22 protein-coding genes are annotated in these 22,550 nt (G+C 69.1%); 11 read left to right on the forward strand and 11 right to left on the reverse strand.

Going from position 1 to position 22,550, the window contains the following annotated elements; all coding sequences use genetic code 11:
• The first annotated feature begins 402 nt into the window (after positions 1 to 402).
• Both ON29_RS23400 and ON29_RS23405 read left to right on the forward strand, forming a co-directional pair.
• Entirely contained in the window at positions 403 to 900 is a 498-nt protein-coding gene (locus tag ON29_RS23400) for a PH domain-containing protein (RefSeq protein WP_051175512.1), read from the forward strand.
• Positions 897 to 2,504 carry a PH domain-containing protein gene (locus tag ON29_RS23405; RefSeq protein WP_040869522.1) on the forward strand — a complete coding sequence of 536 codons (1,608 nt, stop codon included), beginning with the start codon at positions 897 to 899 and terminating at the stop codon, positions 2,502 to 2,504. Before ON29_RS23400 ends, ON29_RS23405 begins: the two co-directional genes overlap by 4 nt.
• 99 nt (positions 2,505 to 2,603) lie before the next feature.
• On the opposite strand, the gene ON29_RS23410 is transcribed toward ON29_RS23405, so the two are convergent.
• The 6 genes from ON29_RS23410 to typA all read right to left on the reverse strand — a co-directional run bounded on the left by ON29_RS23410 (position 2,604) and on the right by typA (position 10,256).
• Positions 2,604 to 3,041: a hypothetical protein gene (locus ON29_RS23410; protein WP_051175513.1), complete on the reverse strand. Its 438-nt coding sequence runs from the start codon at positions 3,039 to 3,041 to the stop codon at positions 2,604 to 2,606.
• Entirely contained in the window at positions 3,038 to 3,196 is a 159-nt protein-coding gene (locus ON29_RS36490) for a hypothetical protein (protein WP_168434053.1), read from the reverse strand. Before ON29_RS36490 ends, ON29_RS23410 begins: the two co-directional genes overlap by 4 nt.
• Positions 3,197 to 3,232: 36 nt before the next feature.
• A complete protein-coding gene (locus tag ON29_RS23415) occupies positions 3,233 to 4,702 on the reverse strand; it encodes an amino acid permease (RefSeq protein WP_040869524.1) in 1,470 nt (489 codons plus the stop codon).
• Positions 4,703 to 4,810: 108 nt separating this feature from the next.
• Entirely contained in the window at positions 4,811 to 5,695 is an 885-nt protein-coding gene (gene mshB / locus ON29_RS23420) for an N-acetyl-1-D-myo-inositol-2-amino-2-deoxy-alpha-D-glucopyranoside deacetylase (RefSeq protein ID WP_040869695.1), read from the reverse strand.
• On the reverse strand, positions 5,692 to 7,419 hold the full coding sequence (locus tag ON29_RS23425; RefSeq protein WP_281032562.1) for an ABC transporter family substrate-binding protein: 1,728 nt from the start codon (positions 7,417 to 7,419) through the stop codon (positions 5,692 to 5,694). Before ON29_RS23425 ends, mshB begins: the two co-directional genes overlap by 4 nt.
• Before the next feature lie 938 nt (positions 7,420 to 8,357).
• On the reverse strand, positions 8,358 to 10,256 hold the full coding sequence (gene typA / locus ON29_RS23430; RefSeq protein ID WP_040869525.1) for a translational GTPase TypA: 1,899 nt from the start codon (positions 10,254 to 10,256) through the stop codon (positions 8,358 to 8,360).
• A 232-nt stretch (positions 10,257 to 10,488) separates the two neighbouring features.
• Between typA and ON29_RS36495 the strand changes: the two genes are divergently transcribed.
• Both ON29_RS36495 and ON29_RS23435 read left to right on the forward strand, forming a co-directional pair.
• A complete protein-coding gene (locus ON29_RS36495; RefSeq protein ID WP_085994939.1) occupies positions 10,489 to 10,665 on the forward strand; it encodes a hypothetical protein in 177 nt (58 codons plus the stop codon).
• Between the two features lie 51 nt (positions 10,666 to 10,716).
• Positions 10,717 to 11,004 carry a 4a-hydroxytetrahydrobiopterin dehydratase gene (locus tag ON29_RS23435; protein ID WP_040869527.1) on the forward strand — a complete coding sequence of 96 codons (288 nt, stop codon included), beginning with the start codon at positions 10,717 to 10,719 and terminating at the stop codon, positions 11,002 to 11,004.
• Positions 11,005 to 11,222: 218 nt separating this feature from the next.
• Here the strand turns inward: ON29_RS23435 and ON29_RS23440 are convergent, their stop codons facing one another.
• Positions 11,223 to 12,536, reverse strand: coding sequence for a mannosyltransferase (locus ON29_RS23440; RefSeq protein ID WP_083864023.1), 1,314 nt, complete (start codon positions 12,534 to 12,536; stop codon positions 11,223 to 11,225).
• Positions 12,537 to 12,772: 236 nt separating this feature from the next.
• Between ON29_RS23440 and ON29_RS23445 the strand changes: the two genes are divergently transcribed.
• Both ON29_RS23445 and ON29_RS23450 read left to right on the forward strand, forming a co-directional pair.
• Positions 12,773 to 13,573 carry an Rv1157c family protein gene (locus ON29_RS23445; protein WP_040869528.1) on the forward strand — a complete coding sequence of 267 codons (801 nt, stop codon included), beginning with the start codon at positions 12,773 to 12,775 and terminating at the stop codon, positions 13,571 to 13,573.
• A 129-nt stretch (positions 13,574 to 13,702) separates the two neighbouring features.
• The gene (locus tag ON29_RS23450; protein ID WP_040869532.1) at positions 13,703 to 14,062 is read left to right on the forward strand and encodes a hypothetical protein; all 360 of its coding nucleotides are present in this window, start codon (positions 13,703 to 13,705) and stop codon (positions 14,060 to 14,062) included.
• 15 nt (positions 14,063 to 14,077) lie between these two features.
• Here ON29_RS23450 and ON29_RS23455 read toward each other — a convergent pair whose 3' ends face one another.
• The 3 genes from ON29_RS23455 to ON29_RS23465 form a co-directional block, all read right to left on the reverse strand.
• Entirely contained in the window at positions 14,078 to 14,791 is a 714-nt protein-coding gene (locus ON29_RS23455; protein WP_040869533.1) for a DUF1906 domain-containing protein, read from the reverse strand.
• Between the two features lie 176 nt (positions 14,792 to 14,967).
• Complete coding sequence (locus tag ON29_RS23460) at positions 14,968 to 16,095, reverse strand: hypothetical protein (RefSeq protein ID WP_040869534.1); 1,128 nt, start codon at positions 16,093 to 16,095, stop codon at positions 14,968 to 14,970.
• Positions 16,096 to 16,325: 230 nt separating this feature from the next.
• Positions 16,326 to 16,928, reverse strand: a complete 603-nt coding sequence (locus tag ON29_RS23465) for a CHAP domain-containing protein (protein ID WP_051175536.1) — start codon at positions 16,926 to 16,928, stop codon at positions 16,326 to 16,328.
• A 196-nt stretch (positions 16,929 to 17,124) separates the two neighbouring features.
• Between ON29_RS23465 and ON29_RS23470 the strand changes: the two genes are divergently transcribed.
• From ON29_RS23470 to ON29_RS23485, 4 genes are read left to right on the forward strand one after another with little or no spacing between them, the layout of a single operon-like run.
• Positions 17,125 to 17,775, forward strand: a complete 651-nt coding sequence (locus tag ON29_RS23470; RefSeq protein ID WP_040869536.1) for an ABC transporter permease — start codon at positions 17,125 to 17,127, stop codon at positions 17,773 to 17,775.
• A complete protein-coding gene (locus ON29_RS23475; RefSeq protein WP_051175516.1) occupies positions 17,768 to 18,967 on the forward strand; it encodes an ABC transporter ATP-binding protein in 1,200 nt (399 codons plus the stop codon). The genes ON29_RS23470 and ON29_RS23475 overlap by 8 nt, the downstream gene beginning before the upstream one ends.
• Positions 18,964 to 19,728: an ABC transporter permease gene (locus tag ON29_RS23480; RefSeq protein ID WP_040869538.1), complete on the forward strand. Its 765-nt coding sequence runs from the start codon at positions 18,964 to 18,966 to the stop codon at positions 19,726 to 19,728. The genes ON29_RS23475 and ON29_RS23480 overlap by 4 nt, the downstream gene beginning before the upstream one ends.
• Positions 19,725 to 20,699 carry a glycine betaine ABC transporter substrate-binding protein gene (locus ON29_RS23485; protein ID WP_040869539.1) on the forward strand — a complete coding sequence of 325 codons (975 nt, stop codon included), beginning with the start codon at positions 19,725 to 19,727 and terminating at the stop codon, positions 20,697 to 20,699. The genes ON29_RS23480 and ON29_RS23485 overlap by 4 nt, the downstream gene beginning before the upstream one ends.
• 109 nt (positions 20,700 to 20,808) lie before the next feature.
• Here the strand turns inward: ON29_RS23485 and ON29_RS23490 are convergent, their stop codons facing one another.
• Positions 20,809 to 21,450, reverse strand: a complete 642-nt coding sequence (locus tag ON29_RS23490) for a TIGR03086 family metal-binding protein (protein WP_051175517.1) — start codon at positions 21,448 to 21,450, stop codon at positions 20,809 to 20,811.
• Between the two features lie 89 nt (positions 21,451 to 21,539).
• On the opposite strand from ON29_RS23490, the gene ON29_RS23495 reads away from it, so the two are divergent.
• Positions 21,540 to 22,511 carry a helix-turn-helix transcriptional regulator gene (locus ON29_RS23495; RefSeq protein ID WP_040869540.1) on the forward strand — a complete coding sequence of 324 codons (972 nt, stop codon included), beginning with the start codon at positions 21,540 to 21,542 and terminating at the stop codon, positions 22,509 to 22,511.
• Positions 22,512 to 22,550: the final 39 nt, after the last annotated feature.

Below are 22,550 nucleotides of genomic sequence, written 5' to 3' on the forward strand. Positions count from 1 at the left end.
GGAACGTGGAGCGCCGTTGAGCGTTGACAACTGCGGGGTGCCCGAGGCTATTCCAGGGCACCACAGGACCCGCGTTCACCTTCGACGGTGGCCTTCGGGTCGTTGCGCCAGACGAAGCCTTCGCCGTGCAGGCCGGGCGTGCCGACTCCTCGGAAAAGCACCCACGTCGGCGCCGCGCCGGGAACGATCACCGCTGTCGCGACTACACCGAGGCCGAGCCTGCGAGATGACGCAGGAGGCCGACCGCCCTCACGTATCTGATCCGCGTCCGAATCCTTTGCAGCACAGAAGCATTCGTGCGCCCATGGACACTGCGCAGTCCCGCGCCCACCCGTCTGCCCGCGCGGCACCGCCGACGCTCGCCGACGACAGCGCACACCTGGTCGTGCAAACATTGGCAGCATGTCGCAGCCGCGCACGATCATGGCCGATCCGGCCTGGCGCCCCAGTCCCAAGGCGAGGCTCCTGTGGACCGCGCAGGCCGCGCTGAGCTGGGTGATTCCGTTCGCGGCTCTGCTGGTGTGGTCGCTGCTCGACTCCGCGCATCGTGGATGGCAGCTCGGCTTCTTCCTGGTCGCGCTCGTGCCGGCCGTGCTGAACATCGGGGTGGCCCCGTGGTGGCGCTACGCCGTGCACCGCTGGGAGGTCACCGACGAGGCGGTCTACACCCGGGTCGGCTGGCTCACCCAGGAGAGCCGGGTCGCACCGATCTCGCGCGTACAGACCGTCGATACGGAACGCGGGCCGCTCGAGCGCCTGCTCGGACTGGCGACGGTCACCGTGACCACCGCGTCCTCCGCGGGCGCGGTCCAGATCAGCGCGCTCGATCTCCCGGTCGCCGAGGAAACCGTGACGCGGCTGACCAGGATCGCCGCCCAGCATCGCGGGGACGCGACATGAGTGGCGAACCGGCGGCGGACGCCGCGCAGGCCGAACAGCCGTGGCAGCGGCTGGACAAGCGGATGCTGCTGGTCCACCCGATCACCGAGCTGGTGAAGTTCATCCCGGTGCTGATCGGTTCGGTGATCCTCGGCACCAGCAGCGGCAACCACGTGTGGAGCATCATTCCGCTCGTGCTGATCGTCGGGTTCGCGCTGACCCGCTGGTTCACCACGACGTATCGGGTCGGGCCGACGCACGTCGAGCTGCGCACCGGCCTGCTGCAACGCAAGAAGCTGTCGGTGCCGCGCTCACGCATCCGCTCGGTGGACGTCGAAGCCGACCTGCTGCACCGGGCTCTCGGACTCGCGGTGCTGGCGATCGGCACCGGCCAGCAGGCCGATTCGGGTGAGAAGTTCAAGCTCGACGCCCTGGACACGCGGGTCGTGCCGCCGTTACGGGCCGCGCTGCTCGCCCACACGGCCGCGCGGGCGGAGCAGTCCGAGGACCGGAAAGAGTCGGGGCAGAACGAATCCGGTGGCTTCACCGCCCCGCGCACGCGGGCGCGCGAGATCGGGCACTGGAGCCCGGCGTGGGTGCGCTACGCCCCGCTGTCGCTGACCGGGTTCGCGATCATCGCCCCGATCGTCGGCTTCGCGCTGCAGTACGGGCTCGGCGAGATCGTGTTCCGGTCGGACGCGGTACACGACGTGGAAGACGGCGGCGTGCTCGTCCTCGCGCTCGCCGCGGGGGCGCTGCTGTGCGCCATCGTCCTCGTGGTCAGCGCTGCCGCGTGCGCGCACTATCTGACCACGTATTTCGGGTTGCGTGTGCGCGACGACGGCAAGACCTTGCAGCTGCGCCACGGCCTGTTCACCACCCGTCAGATCACGCTCGACCGGGCGCGGCTGCGCGGGGCGACGGTCAACGAACCCTTGCTGCTGCGCCTTGCCGGCGGCGCCGAACTCGAAGCGATCATGACCGGGGAGAACCCGCGCCAGAAGATCCTGCCGCAGGCCCCGCGCGAGGCCGTCGAACACACCCTCGGCCATCTCCTGGCCCCGGAGGAGGTGCACGACAACGACACTCCGCTCCGTCCGGACGCGAGGCCCACCGGCGCGGGGGCATCGGACTCGCACACCGTCCCGGAGCCGGGCAGCGCTCCGCTTATCGCGCATGGGCCCGCCGCGCGGCGCCGCAGGCATACCCGCGTGCTCGCGCCGGTCGTCCTGATCGCCGCCGTACCGGTCTCCTTCTCCCTTGCCGGAGAGCACTATTCACCGTGGTGGTGGCTGGTGCCCGGCCTCGCGCTACCGATCGCGCTCGCGCTCGCGGAGGACCGCTATCGCGGCCTCGGCCACGCGGTGCTGCCCCGCACGCCCACCGGCCCGGCCTGGCTGATCACCCGGTCCGGGTCGCTGGACCGGGACCGCGACTGCCTGGAGGCCCCCGGCGTGATCGGCTGGACGGTGCGCCGGACCTTCTTCCAGCGGCGTGCGGGAGTCGCCACGGTGGTCGCGGCCACCGCGGCGGGCAAGAAGCGCTACGCCGTGGTCGACCTGCCCGCCGAGGACGCGTGGGGTCTCATCGAAGCGGTCACACCGGGGCTACCGGGTGCGCGCTGACCCACCGGGCGGGTGTCGCTGGTCGGTTGCCGAGCCGCGGCATCGGACGCCAGCGGCACGTACGCCGGCAACGCGCCCTCGGCGGTCCGGCCACCGAGATCAGTGATGACGGAACAGGCTCGCGTTCGCCTGGATGTAGAGGTACCCCAGCGGCGGCAGCAGCCCGCCGAACAGCAACAGCGCCGTCCGCCAATCACTGCCCAGCAGAATGTCCCCGCCCGGACCGGCGCTCGCGCAGACCAGGAAGCCGAACGCCCAGGCCACCACCGGAAGACCCAGCACGGCGGGACGCCGGGTGACCGATCGCGCGCCCACGACGAGCAGGACGTTCACCACCCCCGCCACCACGGCGGACGCCGGGAAGGCGACGGAGCCCAGGTAGGTCGGCAGGTACAGCGCCTCGAGTGCCAGCGTGAGCAGGGCGTTCAGGACCAGGAGCAGCAGAATCACCGAGCCGACGACCCCCATGGGACGGCGGGCATCCGCGGCTGCCACAGGAGCCCGATCGCCCGCGTGGTCATCGAGCTTCGTCGTCACGGCACCGGCGGGTAGCCGAGGAGGGTCAACAGGTGGCTCTGCATATCGGCGAACGCGTACAGCACCGTCATATACATGTCGTGCTGTTCGGGCCAGTGCGGCCGCATGCTTTCGACGAACGCCGCGATCGCGTTCTGGAGCTCCCAGTTGTACATACTGCCGAGTCTATTCCGGCGCTGCGAGATGCATGATCAGTTCTCCCGGTCGGCAGGCAGCGCGGCGACCACGGGGAACTCGCCGGTCGGACCGCTACGCTCCGCCGCGATGGCCAGCACCCGCTTCCGCGCGGCAAACCAGCCGACGATCAGCGCGGGGACGATCAGGGCGAGGGTCGCGACGGTCCAGGTTCCCACCGGATAGTCGAACCCGGTGAGCACGACGACGAAGAACAGGAACACCAGCGTGAGCAGGCCGGTGTAGGGCGCACCGAACATGCGGAACGCGGGCCGCTGGATGCGTCCCTGAATGGACCAGCGCCACAATTGCAGCTGGCACAGCACGATGGTGGCCCACGAGGCGACGATGCCCAGCGACGCCATGTTCAGCACGATCTCGAACGCCCGATTCGGGACGATGCCGTTGAGCGCGATACCGACGAGCGCGATCAGGCTGGTGAGCAGGATGCCGCCGTAGGGGACGCCGTTGCCGCCCATCACCCCGGTGAATTTCGGCGCGCTGCCGTTCATCGACATCGAGCGCAGGATGCGGCCGGTCGAGTACAGGCCTGCGTTCAAGCTGGAGAACGCCGCGGTGAGCACCACGAGATTCATCACGCTGCCGATCCCGGGGACGCCGAGCATGGTGAAGAACGTGACGAAGGGGCTCTCGTCGGCGGTGTACCGCGTGTACGGCAGCAACAGCCCGAGCAACACCAGCGAACCGACGTAGAAGACGGCGATCCGGGCGATCACCGAATTGATCGCCCGCGGCATGATCTTCTCCGGGTGCTCCGTCTCGCCCGCCGCGGTGCCGACCAATTCGACCGCGGCGTAGGCGAAAACGACACCGGACACCACCACGACCAGCGGCATGATGCCGGTCGGGAACAGGCCGCCGTGATCGGCGACCACGCTCGGGCCGGTCGCTTCACCGTGCACGGTGAAGCGACCGAGCAGGAAGATCGTGCCGACGATCAGGAACGCGCTGAGCGCGAACACCTTGACCAGCGCGGCCCAGAATTCCATCTCGCCGAACCACTTCACCGAGATCAGGTTGACGCTCAGCACGAGGACCAGCGCGACCAACGCGAGAACCCACTGCGGGACGGCGGCGAACCCGGACCAGTAGTGGAAGTACTGCGCTATCGCGGTGGTGTCGGCGATACCGGTCATCGACCAGTTCAGGAAGTACATCCAGCCCGCGACGAAGGCGGCCTTCTCGCCGAAGAACTCGCGCGCGTAGGAGACGAACGACCCCGACGAGGGCCGGTGCAGGACGAGTTCACCCAGCGCGCGCAGGATCAGGAACGCGAAGAACCCGCACACGCCGTAGACCAGGAACAACCCGGGTCCGGCGCTGGCCAGTCGTCCGCCCGCCCCGAGGAACAGACCGGTGCCGATGGCGCCGCCGATCGCGATCATCTGCAGCTGCCGCGGCTTCAGACTCTTGTGGTAACCGTGGTCCTCGATGCTGAGGTGAGCTTCGTCGCCGCGCGCGGTCATGAAACGCCGGTTCCTCCATTTCGATGTCCCGAGATCACGCCGAACGGTACCCGCCGCGCGGACACCGCTGGATGGCAACCCTCCGGCGACAACATCGGCGGAGTCCGGTCACTCCAGTCCGGCGAACAGATCGTGCTCCCGCCCGTCCGGCCCGAGCGGACCACGCCGCCCCCGCACCAGGATGAAGTGCTCTTCGGGCAGAACCGGCTGGGCGACTCTGTTCGACAGGGCGAATTCCCGGCCGGACGGCGCGACGGTGACCTGGGTGGCGTGTGCCCGCAGCGCGGCGCGCTTGGCCGTCAGCACGTCGGACACGTCGATCGTGGTGGTCACCGCGTCACTGGGCACGCTCGCGAGCTCGCCTTCGGCGGGCAGCCGCCAACCGGGTGGCAGCGCGCCGGGCAGGCCCGCGGCCGTGCGCCGGGCCAGCGCGGCGGTGTGCAGGCGCAGCATGTCGGCGTCGGTGACGGTCCAGTAGTACTTCGGGGTGTCCCAGCCCTCGCCCGCCGCCACCTGCACGGCGGCCGTGGTGATCTCGTGTGCTCGGATGTGGTCCGGGTGGCCGTAGCCGCCGTTCGGGTCGTAACCGACCACGACGCGCGGCCGTAGCTCGAGCACCGCGTCGGTGAGTGCCCGCACCGCTTCGTCCCCGGAGCGCACGAATACCCGGGGCTTGTGCGCGGCGGGCGTGCCCGCCATTCCGGAATCGCGCCATCGTCCCGCGCCGCCGAGGAAGCGCGGCGAGCCCGCGTTCAGCGCTGCCAGCGCACGGGTCAGCTCGAGGACGCGATAGCCGCCGAGCTGGTCGGCGTGCTGCGCGGCGAGCAGCGCCCACTCGTCGCCGATCACCTCGCCCTCCTCGCCGAGCGTGCAGGTGAGCACGGTGACCGGCACGCCGCGGCGGCGGTAATGCGCGATCGTGCCTCCGGTGGTGATGGACTCGTCGTCCGGGTGGGCGTGCACCAGCAGCAGCCCGCCCGTCCCCGCGGTCACGGAATCCTGCGCCACATGGACGCGTCGCCGAAGATGCCGACCTGGATCGCGCCGCTGAGCGAGGCGCCGTCCAGCCGGGGACCGGACGCCGCGACGGCGTTGTCCTGCACGATCGGCAGCACCGTCGCCATGGCCCACAGTTTGGGCTCCGCTTCGGCGAGCACCCGCCCCACGTCGCCGCCCCGCAGAGCCTCGTCGATCGCGGGTTGCAGGGTCGGATCACATATCCCGGACAGGTTGCTGGGCGCGCGTTGCGCCGCCTCGGCGATGGCCTGCGCAGGACCGGTGACCCCCGGCAGCGCGGGGGGCGGGCATCCGTAGCGGGACGCCAGCACGGTGGCCGGATCGGATCCGGCCACCTCCCAGCCGACGATGGCGTCGACCGTGCCCTCGATCAGTTCCTTGCCGTAGAGCTCGTCGGCGGCGACGCTGCGCACAGTGGCGTCGATGCCCGCGCTACGCAGCTGGTCGGCAGCGGTATTGGCCACGGCCAAGGCGGTGGCGTCCCGATCCACCGCGCCGATGCGCACGGCCAGCGGCTTGCCGTCCTTGCCGAGGCTGCGCGGCTGCGGGGCGGGCGAGGTCGGGGAGATCGCGGGCGGCGGCTCCGGCGCCCGGCCGTAACCCGCGGCGGCGAGCAGGGCGAAAGCCTCCTCCGCCGACGGACGCGGCGGAGCGGTCGGGGCGTAACCGGGATCGGACGGCGCGAGCACCTGCGCGCGAGCCGGTTCCACCCAGTTGCCGGTCTGGGCGCCGACCGTCGCCAGCAGGGCGGGGTCGAGCAGCGCCAGCACACCCGAGCGGACCCTGGGATCGCTCAGTTCGCCTTTGCGCCCGTTGAGCGCCATTTGCAGCACCCGCGACTGCGGCATGATCGCGGTCCGCACGGAGGGAATCGCCCCCAATTGCGCCTGGGTCGCCACGCCGCCATGCACCAGCGCCATCTGGATGTCTCCGGTGCGCAGCGAGCCCGCCAGCTGCGCGGGCGTGCCGCCGCGGCGCAGCAGGATCTGGCCCGGCATCGCCGGGGTGCCCCAGAAGCGGTCGTTGCGTTCCAGCAGCATCTCGTCGCGGCCGGGGTCCGCCGAACGGATCCCGAACGGGCCGCCGGACACCCGGACCCCGTTGACCTGGCCGTTCATCCCCCTGGCGAACCCGCCGGGCGCGTCCTTGAGCAGATGGGACGGCAGCAGATCGGTGAACAACTCGCGCCAGCCGGGGTAGGGCTGCGCCATCACGACGGTGACCGTCTTGCCCCCCGCCGAGGAGCTCACATCCGAGATCATGCGGTATCCGGCCGGATCGACAACTCCCGGTTCGGAGATCATCTCCTGCCACAGGTAGCGGAAGTCCTCGGCCGCGATCGGCGCTCCGTCCGACCAGGACGCCTCGTTGCGCAGCTTGTAGGTGATCGTGAAGGGTTCCTGCGCGGTCACTTCGGCGGAGACCAGCAACGACGAATCCGGCACCCAAGCCGTCGCACCGGGCCGCGCCGGATCGGGTACCGGCCGGAACGGGCTCGGCAGCACCAGGGAGGCGATCGCCGAGGTGGCGGCGGACTGGTCCGAGCGCAGATGCGGATTGAAGGCGGTACCGATGGTGTCCAGGGCGACGACCACGGTCGTCTCCGCAGGCTTGACCGGTGTGGTCTTCGGGCTGTCGGTGCTCTCGATGGGCGGCGGCGGATTCGCGGCACAGCTGCTGATCAAGGTCAGCACTGCCACGGCCGGCAACAACGTGCGCCACGCTGCGCGTTTTCCTGCGCCCACTTTCACGCTCGGGAACTCTACCGTACGGTCGAGGCCGTTCCCAGATTCCTGCTGCCGAGCGGGGAAACAACGCGGTCGATCGGATATCCGCGGACATGCGAACGCGAGTGCTTCGCAGCGCCGATGATACGACCCGTCCATACCGGGCCGAGCCTCGGCAAATATTCGGCGCACCCGCTACGGAGCGATACTCGGGGTTGTACCGACGCACCGAATTCCGACAATTCTCCTGCCGATTGTCCATGTTCGCGAAAGCACGAGCTGATTTCACTCGTTCGCGTAAGTCAACAATCGCACCGAAACACCGACCAGGAGAAGAAAACCGCCTACGCGAAGCAATGATCAGGTGCGCCCGCTCGAGGCGCATGCTTGGCAGAGCTGCACGTCAAGCCCTCCGGTCGCCGAGAACGGCATCTCCTCGACCGCCCGGGTGACCACAAGCGTGAGGCGCGGACGAATCAGAACACGCCGTAAGTCTGCGGTTTCCATTGGATGGCACAAAACGTTCTGCATCCGAGTCGCGTCCTGAATTCTGTCCAGTCCCCCACGCAGAACACGCGCGCCGGCCAGCGATTCTCTACACGGAGAATGCGAATACTTCGTTCCACGTTCTCACGGCACAGAGAAATGGCCGAGAACGACGTAGAAATAATCGACGTCCTTCGGAAGGCAGATGCGGCAACAGAGCCGGTCCGCAAACCCAATCACAAAGCCGTATCGAGGATATTCCGATTGCCGCGCACACCCCGAATTGCATCACGGATGAATTGCCGACAATCCTCGGGTGTACGCGAGCCGAATCCGCGGCTCCAGCGCGAACACCTTCCGGCTCGCACCGACCGGAACGGGATCCGGCGTCCCGCGGACACCGAATCCCGTTCCATCGGAGCTGATTACAGGGCCGCGCGGTCCCGCGCCTTGCGCCGGGACAGTTCCCGCGCACGCTCGTTCTGCCCGAGGGTCACCTTGCGGATCCGGACCACTTCCGGGGTGACCTCCACGCACTCGTCGGCGGCGCAGAACTCCATGGCGGCTTCGAGATCCAGTTGCAACGGCTTGGCCAGGGTCTCGATCACGTCGGCGGTCGAGCTGCGCATGTTGGTCAGCTTCTTCTCCCGCGTGACGTTGATGTCGAGATCCTCCGCGCGCGGGTTCAGGCCGACGACGTGTCCCTCGTAGGTGTCCGCGCCGGGCTCCACGAAGAACTGCCCGCGGTCGGCGAGCTGGATCATGGCGAACGGCGTCACCGTGCCCGACCGGTCGGAGACCAGCGAGCCGGTGTGCCGGGCGCGGATCTCGCCCGCCCATGGCGCGTAACCGTGCGACACGGCGTTGGCGATGCCGGTGCCCCGGGTCTCGGTGAGGAAGTCGGTGCGGAAGCCGATCAGGCCACGCGAGGGAACGATGAACTCCATCCGCACCCAGCCCGCGGCGTGGTTGCTCATCTGCACCATCTTGCCCTTGCGCGCGGCCAGCAACTGGGTGATCGCACCCAGGTACTCGTCGGGGCAGTCGATGGTCAGCTCTTCGTACGGCTCGTGCACCTTGCCGTCGACCTGCTTGGTGACCACCTGCGGCTTGCCGACGGTCAGCTCGAAGCCCTCGCGGCGCATGGTCTCGACCAGGATGGCCAGCGCCAGCTCACCGCGGCCCTGCACCTCCCAGGCGTCCGGGCGGCCGATGTCGAGCACGCGCAGCGACACGTTGCCGACCAGTTCCTGGTCCAGGCGCGATTTCACCATGCGGGCGGTCAGCTTGTGGCCCTGCACCCGGCCGACCAGCGGCGAGGTGTTGGTGCCGATGGTGACCGAGATGGCGGGCTCGTCGACGGTGATGCGCGGCAGCGCGACCGGATCGTCGATGTCGGCGAGGGTGTCGCCGATCATGATCTCCGGGATGCCCGCGATGGCGACGATGTCGCCGGCCACGGCGACCTCACCCGGCTGACGCTCCACGCCGATCGTCTGCAGCAGCTCGGTGATCTTCACCTGCTTGACGCCGTCGGCGTGCATCCACGCGACGTTCTGCCCCTTGCGCAGTTCGCCGTTGTGGATGCGGACCAGCGCCAGCCGGCCGAGGAAGGCCGAGGCGTCCAGGTTGGTGACGTGCGCCTGCAGCGGCGCGGTCGGATCACCCTTCGGCGCCGGGATGTACTCCAGCAGCACGTCGAACAGCGCGTCGAGGTTCTCCGCGGCCGGGGCGTTGCCGTTCTCCGGACGTTCCTTGGACGCCTTGCCCTCTCGACCGGAGGCGTACAGCACCGGAAGGTCGAGCGCGAGCTCGGCGGCTTCGGCGGCGGCGTCGTCCAGATCGGAGGCCAGATCGAGCAGCAGGTCGTGGCTTTCCTCGACGACCTCCTCGATGCGGGCGTCGGGGCGGTCGGTCTTGTTCACGACCAGGATCACCGGCAACGACGCGGCCAGCGCCTTGCGCAGCACGAACCGGGTCTGCGGCAGCGGGCCCTCGGAGGCGTCCACCAGCAGCACGACACCGTCCACCATGGAGAGGCCGCGCTCGACCTCACCACCGAAGTCGGCGTGACCCGGGGTATCGATGACATTGATGACGGTGACCGAGCCGTCCGGGTGGTGGCGGTGCACCGCCGTGTTCTTGGCGAGAATGGTGATGCCCTTCTCGCGCTCCAGGTCGCCGGAGTCCATCACCCGATCGACGGGCTCGGCCCGCTCGGCGAAGGCGCCGGACTGGCGCAGCATGGCGTCGACCAGGGTCGTCTTGCCGTGGTCGACGTGGGCCACGATGGCGACGTTGCGAAAATCGCGTGCAGACGACACGCCTGAATCCTCCTGCTGTTTCGGTGTGGGAGCCGATGGTGCTCGGTGTCCTGCGAGAGCGGGACCCCTGCGCGGTTACGCAGGTTGCCGCCTCCGGGTCCTGACGCTCACGCCGGGCTCCTTGCAGACAGGTGGAGAATCGAAACTCACCGGGCATAGCGGCCAGCTACACCCTACCGGCAGTCCGTTCGCGCAACGTTTCAGGCTTTGCACTTAGGGTACGCTAACCCCCGTGGGCAAGGTCAAAGCAAAGAAGGTTTCGAGCCTGAAACCCAAGAAGAAGTGCTGTCGGAAGAAGACGCGCTGCCTGAAGTGCCCCGTGGTCATCATGCGGATGAAGAAGTGCGAAGCGGCCGGAGTCACCGGCAAGGATCTGAAGAAGGCACTCAAGCAGGCACGCGCGGCCTGACCATCGCCGCCACCTTTCCGGGGCGGCCCGAGGCGAGTAGTAAGGAGTGTTATGGCCCAGCAGACACTGCTCTCCGATATCGAGATCGCCGAGGCCCTCACCGAACTGCCGGACTGGACCAGATCAGGGGACGCACTGGTCCGCACGGTCGAGGCGCCCACCTTTCCCGCGGGCATCGACCTCGTGCGCCGGGTCGCCGAAGTCGCGGAGGAGGCCGACCACCATCCGGACATCGATATCCGCTGGCGCAACGTCACCTTCAGCCTGTCCACCCACTCCGCGGGCGGGCTCACCGCGCTGGACGTCGCCTTGGCGCACCAGATAGATCGGCTCTGCTGAATTTGCAGCGCCTGCGGCGCTGCGTGTTCGCGGCCCCCCTCATGGCTCGTGTCCGAGCGACCGCCGCTTGCTCCTTCGTCGCCTACGCGACGGCCACTCGGACACGAGCCGGGCCGCGAACAGAACATGCTCGGTCTCGCTTCGCTCGAAACCGGGAGTCTCGGCCCATCGTCGCGTTGAGGATGGGCCTTGCCCGAGCCACTACCGCGCGGTGGCGCCTACGTAGTCCGCGCGGAGCCCTCGGTTGTCACGCGCGTTTCCTCATCCACGTCCGATTCGGCATGCCGGGGCCCGAAGCGGATGATCCAGAGGTAGAACACCACGACGCCGAGTACGTCGACGGCGCCGAGCCAGGCGAGTACCCCGGGGCGCGAGATGGTCCAGATCGAATCCTGGAAGAACGACAGCACCCACGGCACACCGACCAACATCGTCACCAGCCAGTACCCCGCCAGGATCCGCGCGCCGGGCGCCCGGCGCAGCGGCCCGTAGACCAGCCAGAGCACCGCGGGCAGCAGCCACACCCAGTGATGCGACCAGGAGATCGGCGAGACCATCAGCCCGAACAGCTGCACCACGATCAGCGTGCCGAGCCGGTCGTCCCGGCCGAGCGCGCGCCAAGCCAGCAACGCCAGCACCGCGACCACGAGCACGGCCGCGATCCACCACGGACCGGACTCCACGTCGTAGCCGAGGATCCGGCTGAGTGTGCCGCGCAGCGACTGATTCCACACCGAACCCACCGGGCCGATCCGGTCGGCGTCCCCGAGCAGCGTGCCGAAGTACCGGCGCGCCTCGGCGGGCGCGATCAAGAAGCTCAGCCCCACCGTCGCGCCGAAGACCACCGCCGACCACACCACGGTTGCCCAGCGCCCGCGCGCGACGAAGTAGAGGCCGGTGATCGCGGGCGTCAACTTGATGCCCGCGACGATCCCGACCAGTCCGCCGGAGATCCACCACCGCGAACTGCGCACCGCGAGCATCCCACCCAGCACCAGGAAGACATTGACCTGGCCGTAGTCCATCGTGGTTCGCACCGGTTCCAGCCACAGCCCCAGCGCGGTCCAGCCGACGGTCGCGGCCCGCCACTGCGGCGTCCGCAGCCGCTGCGCACCGAAGATCAGCTCGAGACTGATGTGCACCACCGCGTACAGCGCCGCGGCGATGGCCAGCAGCCAGGCCACCGCGACCATGGTGAACGGCAGATAGTGCAGCGGGAAGAACACCAGCGCCGCGAACGGCGGATAGGTGAACGGCAACGGGAAGTCCGGGGTCTTCTCCGCGTAGGTGAAGTCGTAGAGCTGATCGGTCAGCAGCGCGGCCGACCCACCGACGTAGACGTGCAGGTCGACGAGGTTCATCCCGTTCGGAGACAGCAGCATCCAGAGCAACCGGGCCAGCACGGACAGGCCCAGCACCGACAAAGCCCATCGGAGGTGACGATTCAAATCGCTGGCTTTCGGTTCGAGTGCGGTGCGTCGGTCGGCACGCCCGGACTTGGATGTTCTGGCGACAGCGCGGACGGCAACGATTAGATTAACCGCAGCGCGCTTCCGGTCGGCTCCACCCTCGAACCATCGGTAACATTCGCATCAAATTTCACACCAGTAACATCAGGGCGCGGTATGTTCTGCTAACACTGATCGTCCACGGCGCCTTCCGGACGCCGCGGCTGTACACATAGCCGCAATGTCCCTAGAGTGACCCCCGAAACGATGGCTTTTAGCAATCGAACCCAGATGTACCCGAGGTAAGGACGGCCAGACCAGTGCTTCGCACCCGAGGATCGCGGATCGCATTGTCCGCGCTCGCCATCGCGGCGAGCGCCACGCTCGCCGCGCCGACGACAGCAATCGCGGCCCCCGCGACCGCCCCCGCGGCGCTCACGAACAGCGTTCCCATGGTTCCCGAAGGTGTTCCGGTGGATGCGCTGGCCGCGCTCGCCCCAGCAATCGTCGGCGCCGTCGCGGGCCCGGCGGATATCGCCGGCCCCGGCGGGATCGCAGGCCCGCAGTCGGCCATCCTGGATCAGGCCCGCAAGCTGCTGGCCACCTTGAACCTGCCGCCGCAGATCAAGTCGACACTGGAACGGATCATCACCTTCCTCGACGGCAGCGGCGGCGGTGGTCCCGAGGTGCCGCAGGACGGCCCGGCGATCGCGCAGTTCCTGTACCCGACCATCGGCAAGGGCTGCATCGGCCCGGGCGCCGACTCGGTGGGCACCGCCCTGGCCGTCCCCGGCCCGGCCACGCTGCCGCCGCCCGGCCCGAGCGCCGGTCAGACCGGGTTCGTCTTCACCGCCCTCGGCACCAAGTCGCCGACGCCGGTGCAGAATCCGCCGATGACGGTGCAGTGGCTGAACCTGGACACCCGTCAGTCCGGCGTCCTGCCGCTGACCGACGAGGCCAAGATCAACCCGGACGGCCCCGCCACGCTGTCGGCGATCGCCGACACGGGCTTCGGCCGCGTCGTCGCGGTCGTCTCCGGCTCGCTGACCACGAAGTCCGGTGACGCCGAGGCGCGGACCTGCTCGTTCCTGCCGACGCTCGGATTCTTCACCGTAGGCTGAGCTTTCGATCGCGGGCGGCGACTCCATCGGGGTCGCCGCCCGCGGTCGTTCCGGGGAAGCCCGCGACAACCTCGAACGGATCCGCCGCGCCGCCCCACGAGCCGTCCGGACTGTGGTAGACCGCTAAGTATGGCGACCATCGATCATTCGATACGCACGGCACATTCGATCCGCAGCAGACGCTCGCATCGCTCGATCCTGTCTTTCCGCTCGGAGGGGTCGATCCTGTCCATCGGGTCGGCCTACTCGGTCCTGTCCATCGGCAGCGTGGGTTCGGTGCTGTCGATCGGGTCCGTCGGCTCGGTCGGGTCGGCGATCTCCTCGTTCTCGCTCGCCAGCCTCGGTTCCGCGTTCTCCGGCCTGTCCCGGTGGTCGCTGTTCTCCTGGCTCGGCAACCACGAAGCCCCGGACAGCCGCCCTACCCTGCGCGTCGTCCCGGACGACGAACCCGACCTGCGCGTCACCCCGATAAGCCACTGCCAGACGTAGCGGCGCTCGGTCGCGTCACCACTGCCCGTACTCGGGTGTGAGCACGTTGTTCACATCGATCCCCACCCCGTCGATGGACTGCTTGTCGATCTCGAACTGGTGCAGGTGGGCGGCCGGGTGCACGAAACCTTTGGGTGTGCCCCAGTTGTGCTGCCAGTACCAGGCGCCCAAGCCCGCGGTGCGGGCCAGCTCGATGGTCGGGGCGTTCGCGTAGACGCCGGTGTTCCCCTGACCGAGCACGGCCTGCCAGCCCAGCAGGTACGGCGCGATCATGGTGGCGAAGTCGACCGCGGAGGGGTTGTCGTCGATGGACGCGTAGATGGGCACGTTGTCCGGACCACCGGCGGCGCGATGCAACGCGAGCCCGCGCTCGGCGTGCCGCTTGCCCGCCTCCAGCCCGCCGCGCCAGTCCGCGGTCGGGCCCTTGCCGAACTGGTAGCACGAGACGATCTGCAGACCGACCGCTTTGAGATCGTCGACTTCGGCGGATCGCAGCGGTTTTCCCGCCATCCACTCCGCGCCCGGCCTGCGGTCGGACACGTAACGGATCACGCCGACATGTCCGGCGTCGCGGATCGCCGCGGCCGAGGGGACGCCACCCGCGTAATCGATCAGGGTGCCGAGCGAGGGCCGCGCGGCGGCGGGAGCTGCCGCCGCGGTGACGCCGACCACGGCCGCCGCGGCCGCGTAGGCGAACAGATCACGCCGGGACACCGGAATGGAACGCATCGTCGACTCCTTCGCGCAATCCCGACCTGGAAGAGCAGCGTGCCCGGCGCACCTTCCCCAAATCACCGTGCGCCGGGAGCCTCGAACGTGAACTCATTTCACCACATTCACATTAGAACCGCTAGACCCAGGAGAAACACGTTTCACATTCGCCACACTGGCCGCAGGTCATCGGGTCAGGCGACGCCGTCGATCCGCGCGGCCACGTCGATGGTGCGCATCGCGGGATCGGCCAGTTCTCTGCGGATCACCGCCGCCACCTGTGCGACGACCTGTTTCTTTATCCCGGCGAGCGCACCGAGGGCGGCCGCCCGCACACCTTGCGCGGTGAACTCCATCCGGATGTCGGCGGGGTCCGGCGGCGGCACGTCGATCACCACGCGCAAGGGGTCGGCGGCGCGGGCGGTGAGCGCCAACGGCACCTCGACGTCGGCGCGATAGCGATTCGCTTTCAGCACGTCCACCGTGATGTCCAGGCTTACCGGCAGCGTCAGGTCGAACGCGACCGGATCCGCCGACCGGTCAGCCAGCCGCGGCATGCGGACCGCTCCCCGGACGGTCACGACGGCACCGGCGCGCGGCCCCGTCCGCAGCGGCCCGACTTCGATCGGCCTGCCCGCCAACCGTTCGACCACGTCGGACACCCGTTCGCGCGTCACGATGCGGGAGAAGAACCGATGCCCGAACTCGCCGTAACCGATCCAGTCGAACGCGATCCGGTCCCGGTGCGGCGAGCGTGCACCGGCCACCATGGCCTCGACGTCGAACACCAGGTTCCGGCGGGTCTGCGGATCGGCCAGCATGGCGTTCACCCGGGACGCGACCTCCCGCTGCACCACCCCCGCGATGGGGTCGAGCAGCCATTCCCATGCCGACTCCACCGCTTGGGCGCGCAGGACGAAGCTGATGTCACGCTGGGTGATCGGCGGGATGTCGATGACGATGAGCACGGGCTCGGCGGTGCGGGCGTGCAGCGTCAGATCGATCTCGGCCCTGGCCTCCAGCCGCAGTTTCCGGCCACCGAGCAGCACTTTGAGGGTGAGCGACACCGGGACGGTCACGGCGAAGGTCACCGGGGGACCGCTGTGCAGGACGCGCGGGGCGCCGACCTTGCCCTCGGCGACGAAACCCGCGAGTCCGGCCGGGCCGATCGAGACCGGGCCGATGGTCAAGCCGCGGCCCGTCATACCGGAGATGGCGGATTCGATGCGAGCGGCGTTCACGGCGTGCGTGACGAAACGCTCGCCGAACTCGGCGTAGTCGATCCAGGCTGGCGCACTACTCGATTCGTCGGTCGGATGCATCAGTAGTTCCGGAACCCTCACCTCTCGATGGACACCCGACACGGTACGCGACCGATCTTGTCCCGCCCCGGAACGCGCTGGCCAGCCCGGGATCCCCGTCCTGCCGATGAGGGGGAAGCAGGGCGGGGACCGGCGGCGGCGCTGCCGGGCGCCACCGTCTCCATCGTAGGACCATCGGGCACGCCGTTTCACCCGCATATCGGACAGATTCCGCTCCGCGGGAGTGATCTTCACAATCGCCCGAGACCGACCACTCCCGTCACGTCCTCCAGCGTGAAGCGGTGGATCCGGATCCCGCCGTACTCGTTGCCACCGATCGTGGTCACCTCGCCGCCATCGGCCCGCAGGACGATGTTCGTATGCTGCCCGAACGGACTGGAATCCCGGTACAGCAGCACGTCACCGGTCCGCGGTCGATAGCCCGAGCCGATCGGTTCGAACCGGCCGACGCTCTCGTAGTACTCCTGCAACGTGTAGACACCCGGAATCCGCCAGGAGCCCGAATTGGGGTTGGCCAGTGCCACACCCGCCTCGCGCAGCACCCAGCTGACGAAATCGGCGCACCACGCCTCCTCGACACCTTCCGCGTATTTCGTGCCCGCGCCCGGATCGGCGAACTCGCGCTCGGCGATCGCGACGATTCCGGCCTGGGTGGCGTCCAGCGCCGAACGGTCCAGCGCGGGGAACTCGGTGAGACGCTCACCCACGACCGCTCGGCGGTCGGCGCGGTCCTGCCACCAGAGGGCCCCGGTGATCCCGGCGCCGACCACACCGAGCAGCACCAATGCGAGCGCGATCCACCGCCCTGATCGCCCTTCTGGCCGCTGTGCCATCGCTCCCCCGTTCATTTGTGTGATGCTGTTGTCGAGCCTATGGAATTCGACGCGCGAGGGTGCGCGACAGTTCCGGCGCCATCCGTCCGGTTTTCGGTGACCGAGCCGGAGGCAACCCGTACGAGCCGAAATCGCGTACGGCACCGGCGAAACCGCGCTAGTCTCCCGGGAGGCCGGCCGATGGGGAGGTACCGCCCTGGACACGCTGTGGACATTCATCGTGCACCGGCGGCATCAGTTGCTGGTCGACTCCTACCTGCACGTCTCGGCCGTGGTGCAATCGGTGCTGCTGGCCACGGTGGTCTCGGTGCTGATCGGGGTGCTGGTCTATCGCAGCCCGTTCGGCTCCTCGATCGCCTCCGCGCTGGCGGGCGCGGTGCTCACCGTTCCGTCGTTCGCGCTGCTCGGCCTGCTGATCCCGATCCTGGGCCTGGGCGTCGCGCCGACGATCACCGCGCTCGTGGTGTACGCACTGCTGCCGATTCTGCGCAACACCATCATCGGGCTCGCCTCGGTGGACCCGGCCGTGACCGATGCGGCCCGCGGGGTCGGGATGAACCGGCTCCGGGTGCTCGCCCGGATCGAATTGCCGCTGGCCTGGCCGGCGATCCTGACCGGAATGCGGGTGAGCACGCAACTGATCATGGGAATTCTTGCCCTCGCCGCGTACGCCAAGGGTCCCGGGCTCGGCAACCTGATCTTCTCCGGTCTCGCGCGCCTCGGCAGCCCGAACGCGGTGCCGCAGGCCCTGGTCGGCACGCTCCTCGTCGTCGTGCTCGCACTCGTGCTCGACGCGATCTACGTCCTGATCGGACGGCTCACCACCTCGAGGGGAATCCGTGACTGAGACCGAAACCCACGACAGCTCCGCGAGATCCGTCGTCTCCGGCGTCGAGATCGTGCTGCGTTCGGTGACCAAACACTATCCGGGACAGCGTGATCCGGCCGTGGACAACGTCTCGCTCACCATCCCGGCCGGCGAGATCGTGGTCCTGGTGGGACCGTCCGGCTGCGGCAAGACCACCACCATGCGGATGATCAACCGGTTGATCGAACCCACCTCGGGCACCATCACGATCGATGGGCGCGACGCGGCCACGATCCATCCCGACCGATTGCGCCGCGGCATCGGCTATTCGATCCAGCAGGCGGGACTGTTCCCGCATCTGACCGTCGCGAAGAACGTCGCGACCGTGCCGGGCCTGATCGGCTGGGACCGGCGGCGCATCGCGGCACGGGTCGACGAGATGCTGGAACTGGTCGGCCTCGACCCGGACACCTTCCGCGACCGCTATCCCCGCCGGTTGTCCGGCGGCCAGCAGCAGCGCGTCGGTGTGGCCAGGGCGCTGGCGGCCGACCCGCCCGTGCTGCTGATGGACGAGCCGTTCGGCGCGGTCGATCCGATCACCCGCGGCTCGCTGCAGAACGAGCTGCTGCGCCTGCAAGGCGAACTCGGCAAGACGATCGTCTTCGTCACCCACGATTTCACCGAGGCGGTCAAGCTCGGCGATCGCATCGCCGTACTCGGTGACAAGTCCCGGATCCTGCAATACGACACGCCCGCGGCGATCCTGGCCGACCCCGCCGACGAGACGGTGGCCGGCTTCGTCGGCGCGGACGCCTCGCTCAAACAGCTCACCTTGACCCGGGTCGGGGACGTCGAACTCGGCGACTGCCCCACCGCCACCGAGCAGGACCCGGCCGGCACGCTGCGCGCCGCCCTCGCGGACCCGCACCGGCCGTGGGCGCTGGTGCTGGACGGTCAGGGCCGTCCGCTCCGCTGGGTCTCGGCCGAGCACCTGGCGCACGCCGCCTCGCTGCGCGGCCTCGGATCACCGGTGCCGGAGACGTTGTCGCTGAAATCGACGCTGCAGGACGCGCTGGAAGCCCTGCTGACGCATCAGAACGCGACCGCGGTGGTGACCGGACCGCGCGGCGAGTACGTCGGCCTGATCACCATCGACACGCTGATCGGCCACCTGTCGGCCCTGCGCGCCGAACACGGAGCGGACGGCGCAGCGCGGGACGAGGCGCCATGACCACCGCCGTCGCGTCACCCGCCGCGCAGCGCAGGGCCGAGCGCATCCGTTTGCTCGTGCAGCCCGTGCTCGTGCTCGTGCTCACCGCCGGTGTGCTGGTGTGGGCGTTCGCCCGCGAACTCACCGTCACGCAGCGTGCGAGCCTGAACGCGGGCAACGTCGCGACCGTCACCTGGCAGCACGTGCTGATCACAGGGACCGTGGTGCTGATCGTGCTCGCGGTGGCCGTCCCGCTGGGCACCCTGCTCACGAGACCGGGATTCCGGCGCCTCACACCGATCTTCGTGGGCATCGCGAACATCGGCGCGGCCGCTCCTGCCATCGGACTGATCGTGCTGTTCTATCTGGCCACCCGGACCACCGGCTTCTGGATCGGCGTGGCGCCGATCGCGTTCTACTCGCTGCTTCCGGTGCTGCGCAACACCATCCTGGGCTACCAGCAGGTCGACCGGACGCTCATCGACGCGGGCCGAGGTCAGGGGATGTCGGCCGTGACGGTGTTGCGCCGCATCGAATTCCCGCTCGCGGTGCCCTACATCCTCGCCGGGTTGCGCACCTCGCTGGTGCTCGCCGTCGGCACCGCGACGCTCTCGTTCCTGGTGAGCGCGGGCGGGCTCGGCATTCTGATCGACACCGGCTACAAATTGCGCGACAACGTCACCCTGGTGGTCGGCGCGGTGCTCGCGGTGGCGCTGGCCCTGCTGGTGGATTGGCTCGGCGCGCTCGCCGAAGAATTCCTCGGGCCCAGGGGGCTGAAATGACGCGGGTGTGGCGCGCGCTCGCTCTCGGGCTGGGGTTGGCGCTGGTGGCCGCCTGCGGGCTGCAATCCGGGGGCGCGGTGCCGCTGCGGGTGGGACCCGGCAGCATCCGCCCGATCCCCGCACTGGACGGTGTGCCGGTCACGGTGGGCTCTAAAGACTTCACCGAACAGAACATCCTCGGATATCTCATCGAGTTCGCCCTGACCGCGGCAGGCGCCGAGGTCCGCGACCTGACCAACATCCAGGGCTCCAATAGTGTGCGCGACGCCCAGCTGCACGGGCAGATCGACATCGCCTACGAATACACCGGCACCGGCTGGATCAACTACCTCGGCAACGAGAAGCCGGTGCCCGACGAGATCGGCCAGTTCGAGGCGGTGCGGGACGCCGACCTCGCCGAGCACGGCATGGTGTGGACCGCGATGGCGCCGATGAACAACACCTACGCGCTGGTCATGAGCGCGCGGACCGCGCAGGAGACCGGCGTGCGCACGCTGTCGGACTACGCCGCGCTGGCCGCCGCCGATCCGGCCGCCGCGGCCATCTGCGTCGGCACCGAATTCAACGTCCGCCAGGACGGATTCCCCGGCCTCGTCCGCAAGTACGAGATCGACGCGGGCAAGGTACGCAAGCAGATCGTGCAGGACGCGGTGGTCTACCAGGCGACCGCAGACGGCAGACAGTGCCGTTTCGGCTCGGTCGCCGCCACCGACGGGCGCATCCCGGCATTGAATCTGGTCCTGCTACAGGACGATCGCGGGTTCTTCCCGAAATACAACGCCGCGCTGGTGATGCGCGAGAGTTTCGCCGACGCGCATCCGGAGGTGGCCGAGATCATGACGCCGATCTCGCAGCGCCTCACCAACGAGACCATCACCGAACTCAACCGTCAGGTCGACGTGGACGGTCGCGAACCCGCGGAGGTGGCCCGGGACTGGATGGTCGCCGAAGGGTTCGTCACCGCGCGTTGAAGCGAGAACCAGCCACTGGAAAGGCGTTTGGGCACGAGCGCGCAGAACAAGCGTGCAGACGCTGCCAGTCGGCGCGTGAGCATCAGGCCCGGCCGGAGCCTCGCAACGCTCAGCGCGGCTCGCGCCCCAGGTACCGCAGCAGATCACCGACGGCGTCGCCGGACGGACCGTCGACGATCGCGGCATAGGCCCCCCACTGGCGCAGCGGTTCGACGATCTCCGCCGTCTCGCCGCTGCCGGGCGCCGGGTGACCGGCCCGGGCGGCGGCGAGCAGGTGGGTGGCGAGCTCATCGGTCAACGGCGACGCCTGGCCGGTCGCGATCGCGATGTCCCAGGCGTGGACCGCGGCGTCCAGCGCGCACATCACCGCGGCCACCGGAGTGGCGAGCGCGCCGTGCGGCAGCGGCGTCGGCACCGTCTCGGTGGTGTCGTCCACGGTGCTCCAGGCGAGGGCGGTCTGCTCGATCGCCCCGCGCACCAACTCCGCGGGGGCACCGTCGACCGCGCCGGACGGCTCGAACGGGTTGTAGGCCGGACCGTCGCCGATACCGAGGGACTCGGCGAACGCCAGCTGGTCACCGGCGGCGTGCTGGACGACCTGCGTCACATCCCATTCCGAGCACGGGGTCGGCAGATGCCACTGATCCGCCCGCACACCGGCGACGATGCTCTCCAGTGCGCGGTAGGAATCGGCGAGCACGCCGCGCCAAACGGGGCGCAGAGTCGCGGCGGCGGTGGTGGTGTCGTTCATGTCGGAGCCCTTCGGTCGTTTTTCGGTGCTGACATAAGCCTATGCGGGCATTAGGCTACTTTCGTTCCTAATTGACCGGGGAGGAAAAAGTGGCCTCGACCACTCCGCGACTGCTGCGGTTGCTCGCGCTGCTCCAGGACCGCGCCCACACCGGACGCGAACTGGCCGAGCGTCTCGGCGTCACCGATCGCACCCTGCGGCACGACATCCAGCGCCTGCGCGAGCTGGGCTACCCGGTGCACGCCGAACGCGGCGCCGTCGGCGGCTACCGGCTCGGCCGCGGCGCGACCATGCCGCCTCTGCTGCTGGACGACGACGAAGCGGTGGCCGTCGCCGTCGCGGTCGGACTCGCCGAGGACGGCTCCACCGGCATCGCGGACATCGCCGCGCACGTCACCAAAGCACTGGGCAAACTGGATCAGATCCTGCCGAAACGCTTGCAGCGCAAGGTCTCCGCGTTGCGTGACGCGACGGCGATCGGCCCGGCCACGACCGGATCGCGCGAGCCGGACGCGCCGGTTCCCGCCGCCGTGCTCACCACCCTGGCCGGGGCCATCCGCGACGGCGCGACGGTCCGGATCGCCGAAGCAGGGACCGAAGCGTCTATCGAGGTGGAGCCGTACCGGCTGATCAACTGGCAGCGCCGCTGGTATCTGGTCGCCTACAGCCTGGAAGACCACACGTGGCGCGCGATCCCGGTGGCCCGGATCAGCAACGCCGAGGGCGCTTCCCGCCGCTTCGCCGCACGCTCGCTTCCGGATGAGGATCTGGTCGCCTTCGTCATGCGGCACGTCGCGACCACCGGATGGAAGGTGCAGGCACGGGTCACCGTGCTCGCGCCCGCCGAGACGGTCATCGCCCGCATCAATCCCGCCGTCGGCGTGGTCGAGGCCGTGGACGCGGACACCTGTGTGCTCTACACCGGCGCGGACGCGCTGGAGACCATCGCGATCTACCTGTCCATGCTGATGATGGATTTCCGCGTCGAGGGGCCGCCGGAGCTGGTCGCCCACATCCGCACCCTCGGCCGCCGGTACACCGAGGCCGTCGCCGATTCCTGATGCGAACCTGATCGGCACTCGACCGACAAGCGCTGCCGC

It is taken from the genome of Nocardia exalbida NBRC 100660 (assembly GCF_000308575.1).
Lineage (GTDB): Bacteria > Actinomycetota > Actinomycetes > Mycobacteriales > Mycobacteriaceae > Nocardia > Nocardia exalbida.

Bases quoted from the DNA above. Each gene is read 5' to 3' on its own strand.
- ON29_RS23400 (WP_051175512.1), top strand. From the start codon at position 403: ATGTCGCAGCCGCGCACGATCATGGCCGATCCGGCCTGGCGCCCCAGT.
- ON29_RS23405 (WP_040869522.1), top strand. From the start codon at position 897: ATGAGTGGCGAACCGGCGGCGGACGCCGCGCAGGCCGAACAGCCGTGG.
- ON29_RS36490 (WP_168434053.1), bottom strand. From the start codon at position 3,196: ATGTACAACTGGGAGCTCCAGAACGCGATCGCGGCGTTCGTCGAAAGC.
- ON29_RS23415 (WP_040869524.1), bottom strand. From the start codon at position 4,702: ATGACCGCGCGCGGCGACGAAGCTCACCTCAGCATCGAGGACCACGGT.
- ON29_RS23435 (WP_040869527.1), top strand. From the start codon at position 10,717: ATGGCCCAGCAGACACTGCTCTCCGATATCGAGATCGCCGAGGCCCTC.
- ON29_RS23450 (WP_040869532.1), top strand. From the start codon at position 13,703: ATGGCGACCATCGATCATTCGATACGCACGGCACATTCGATCCGCAGC.
- ON29_RS23455 (WP_040869533.1), bottom strand. From the start codon at position 14,791: ATGCGTTCCATTCCGGTGTCCCGGCGTGATCTGTTCGCCTACGCGGCC.
- ON29_RS23460 (WP_040869534.1), bottom strand. From the start codon at position 16,095: ATGCATCCGACCGACGAATCGAGTAGTGCGCCAGCCTGGATCGACTAC.
- ON29_RS23465 (WP_051175536.1), bottom strand. From the start codon at position 16,928: ATGGCACAGCGGCCAGAAGGGCGATCAGGGCGGTGGATCGCGCTCGCA.
- ON29_RS23480 (WP_040869538.1), top strand. From the start codon at position 18,964: ATGACCACCGCCGTCGCGTCACCCGCCGCGCAGCGCAGGGCCGAGCGC.
- ON29_RS23485 (WP_040869539.1), top strand. From the start codon at position 19,725: ATGACGCGGGTGTGGCGCGCGCTCGCTCTCGGGCTGGGGTTGGCGCTG.
- ON29_RS23490 (WP_051175517.1), bottom strand. From the start codon at position 21,450: ATGAACGACACCACCACCGCCGCCGCGACTCTGCGCCCCGTTTGGCGC.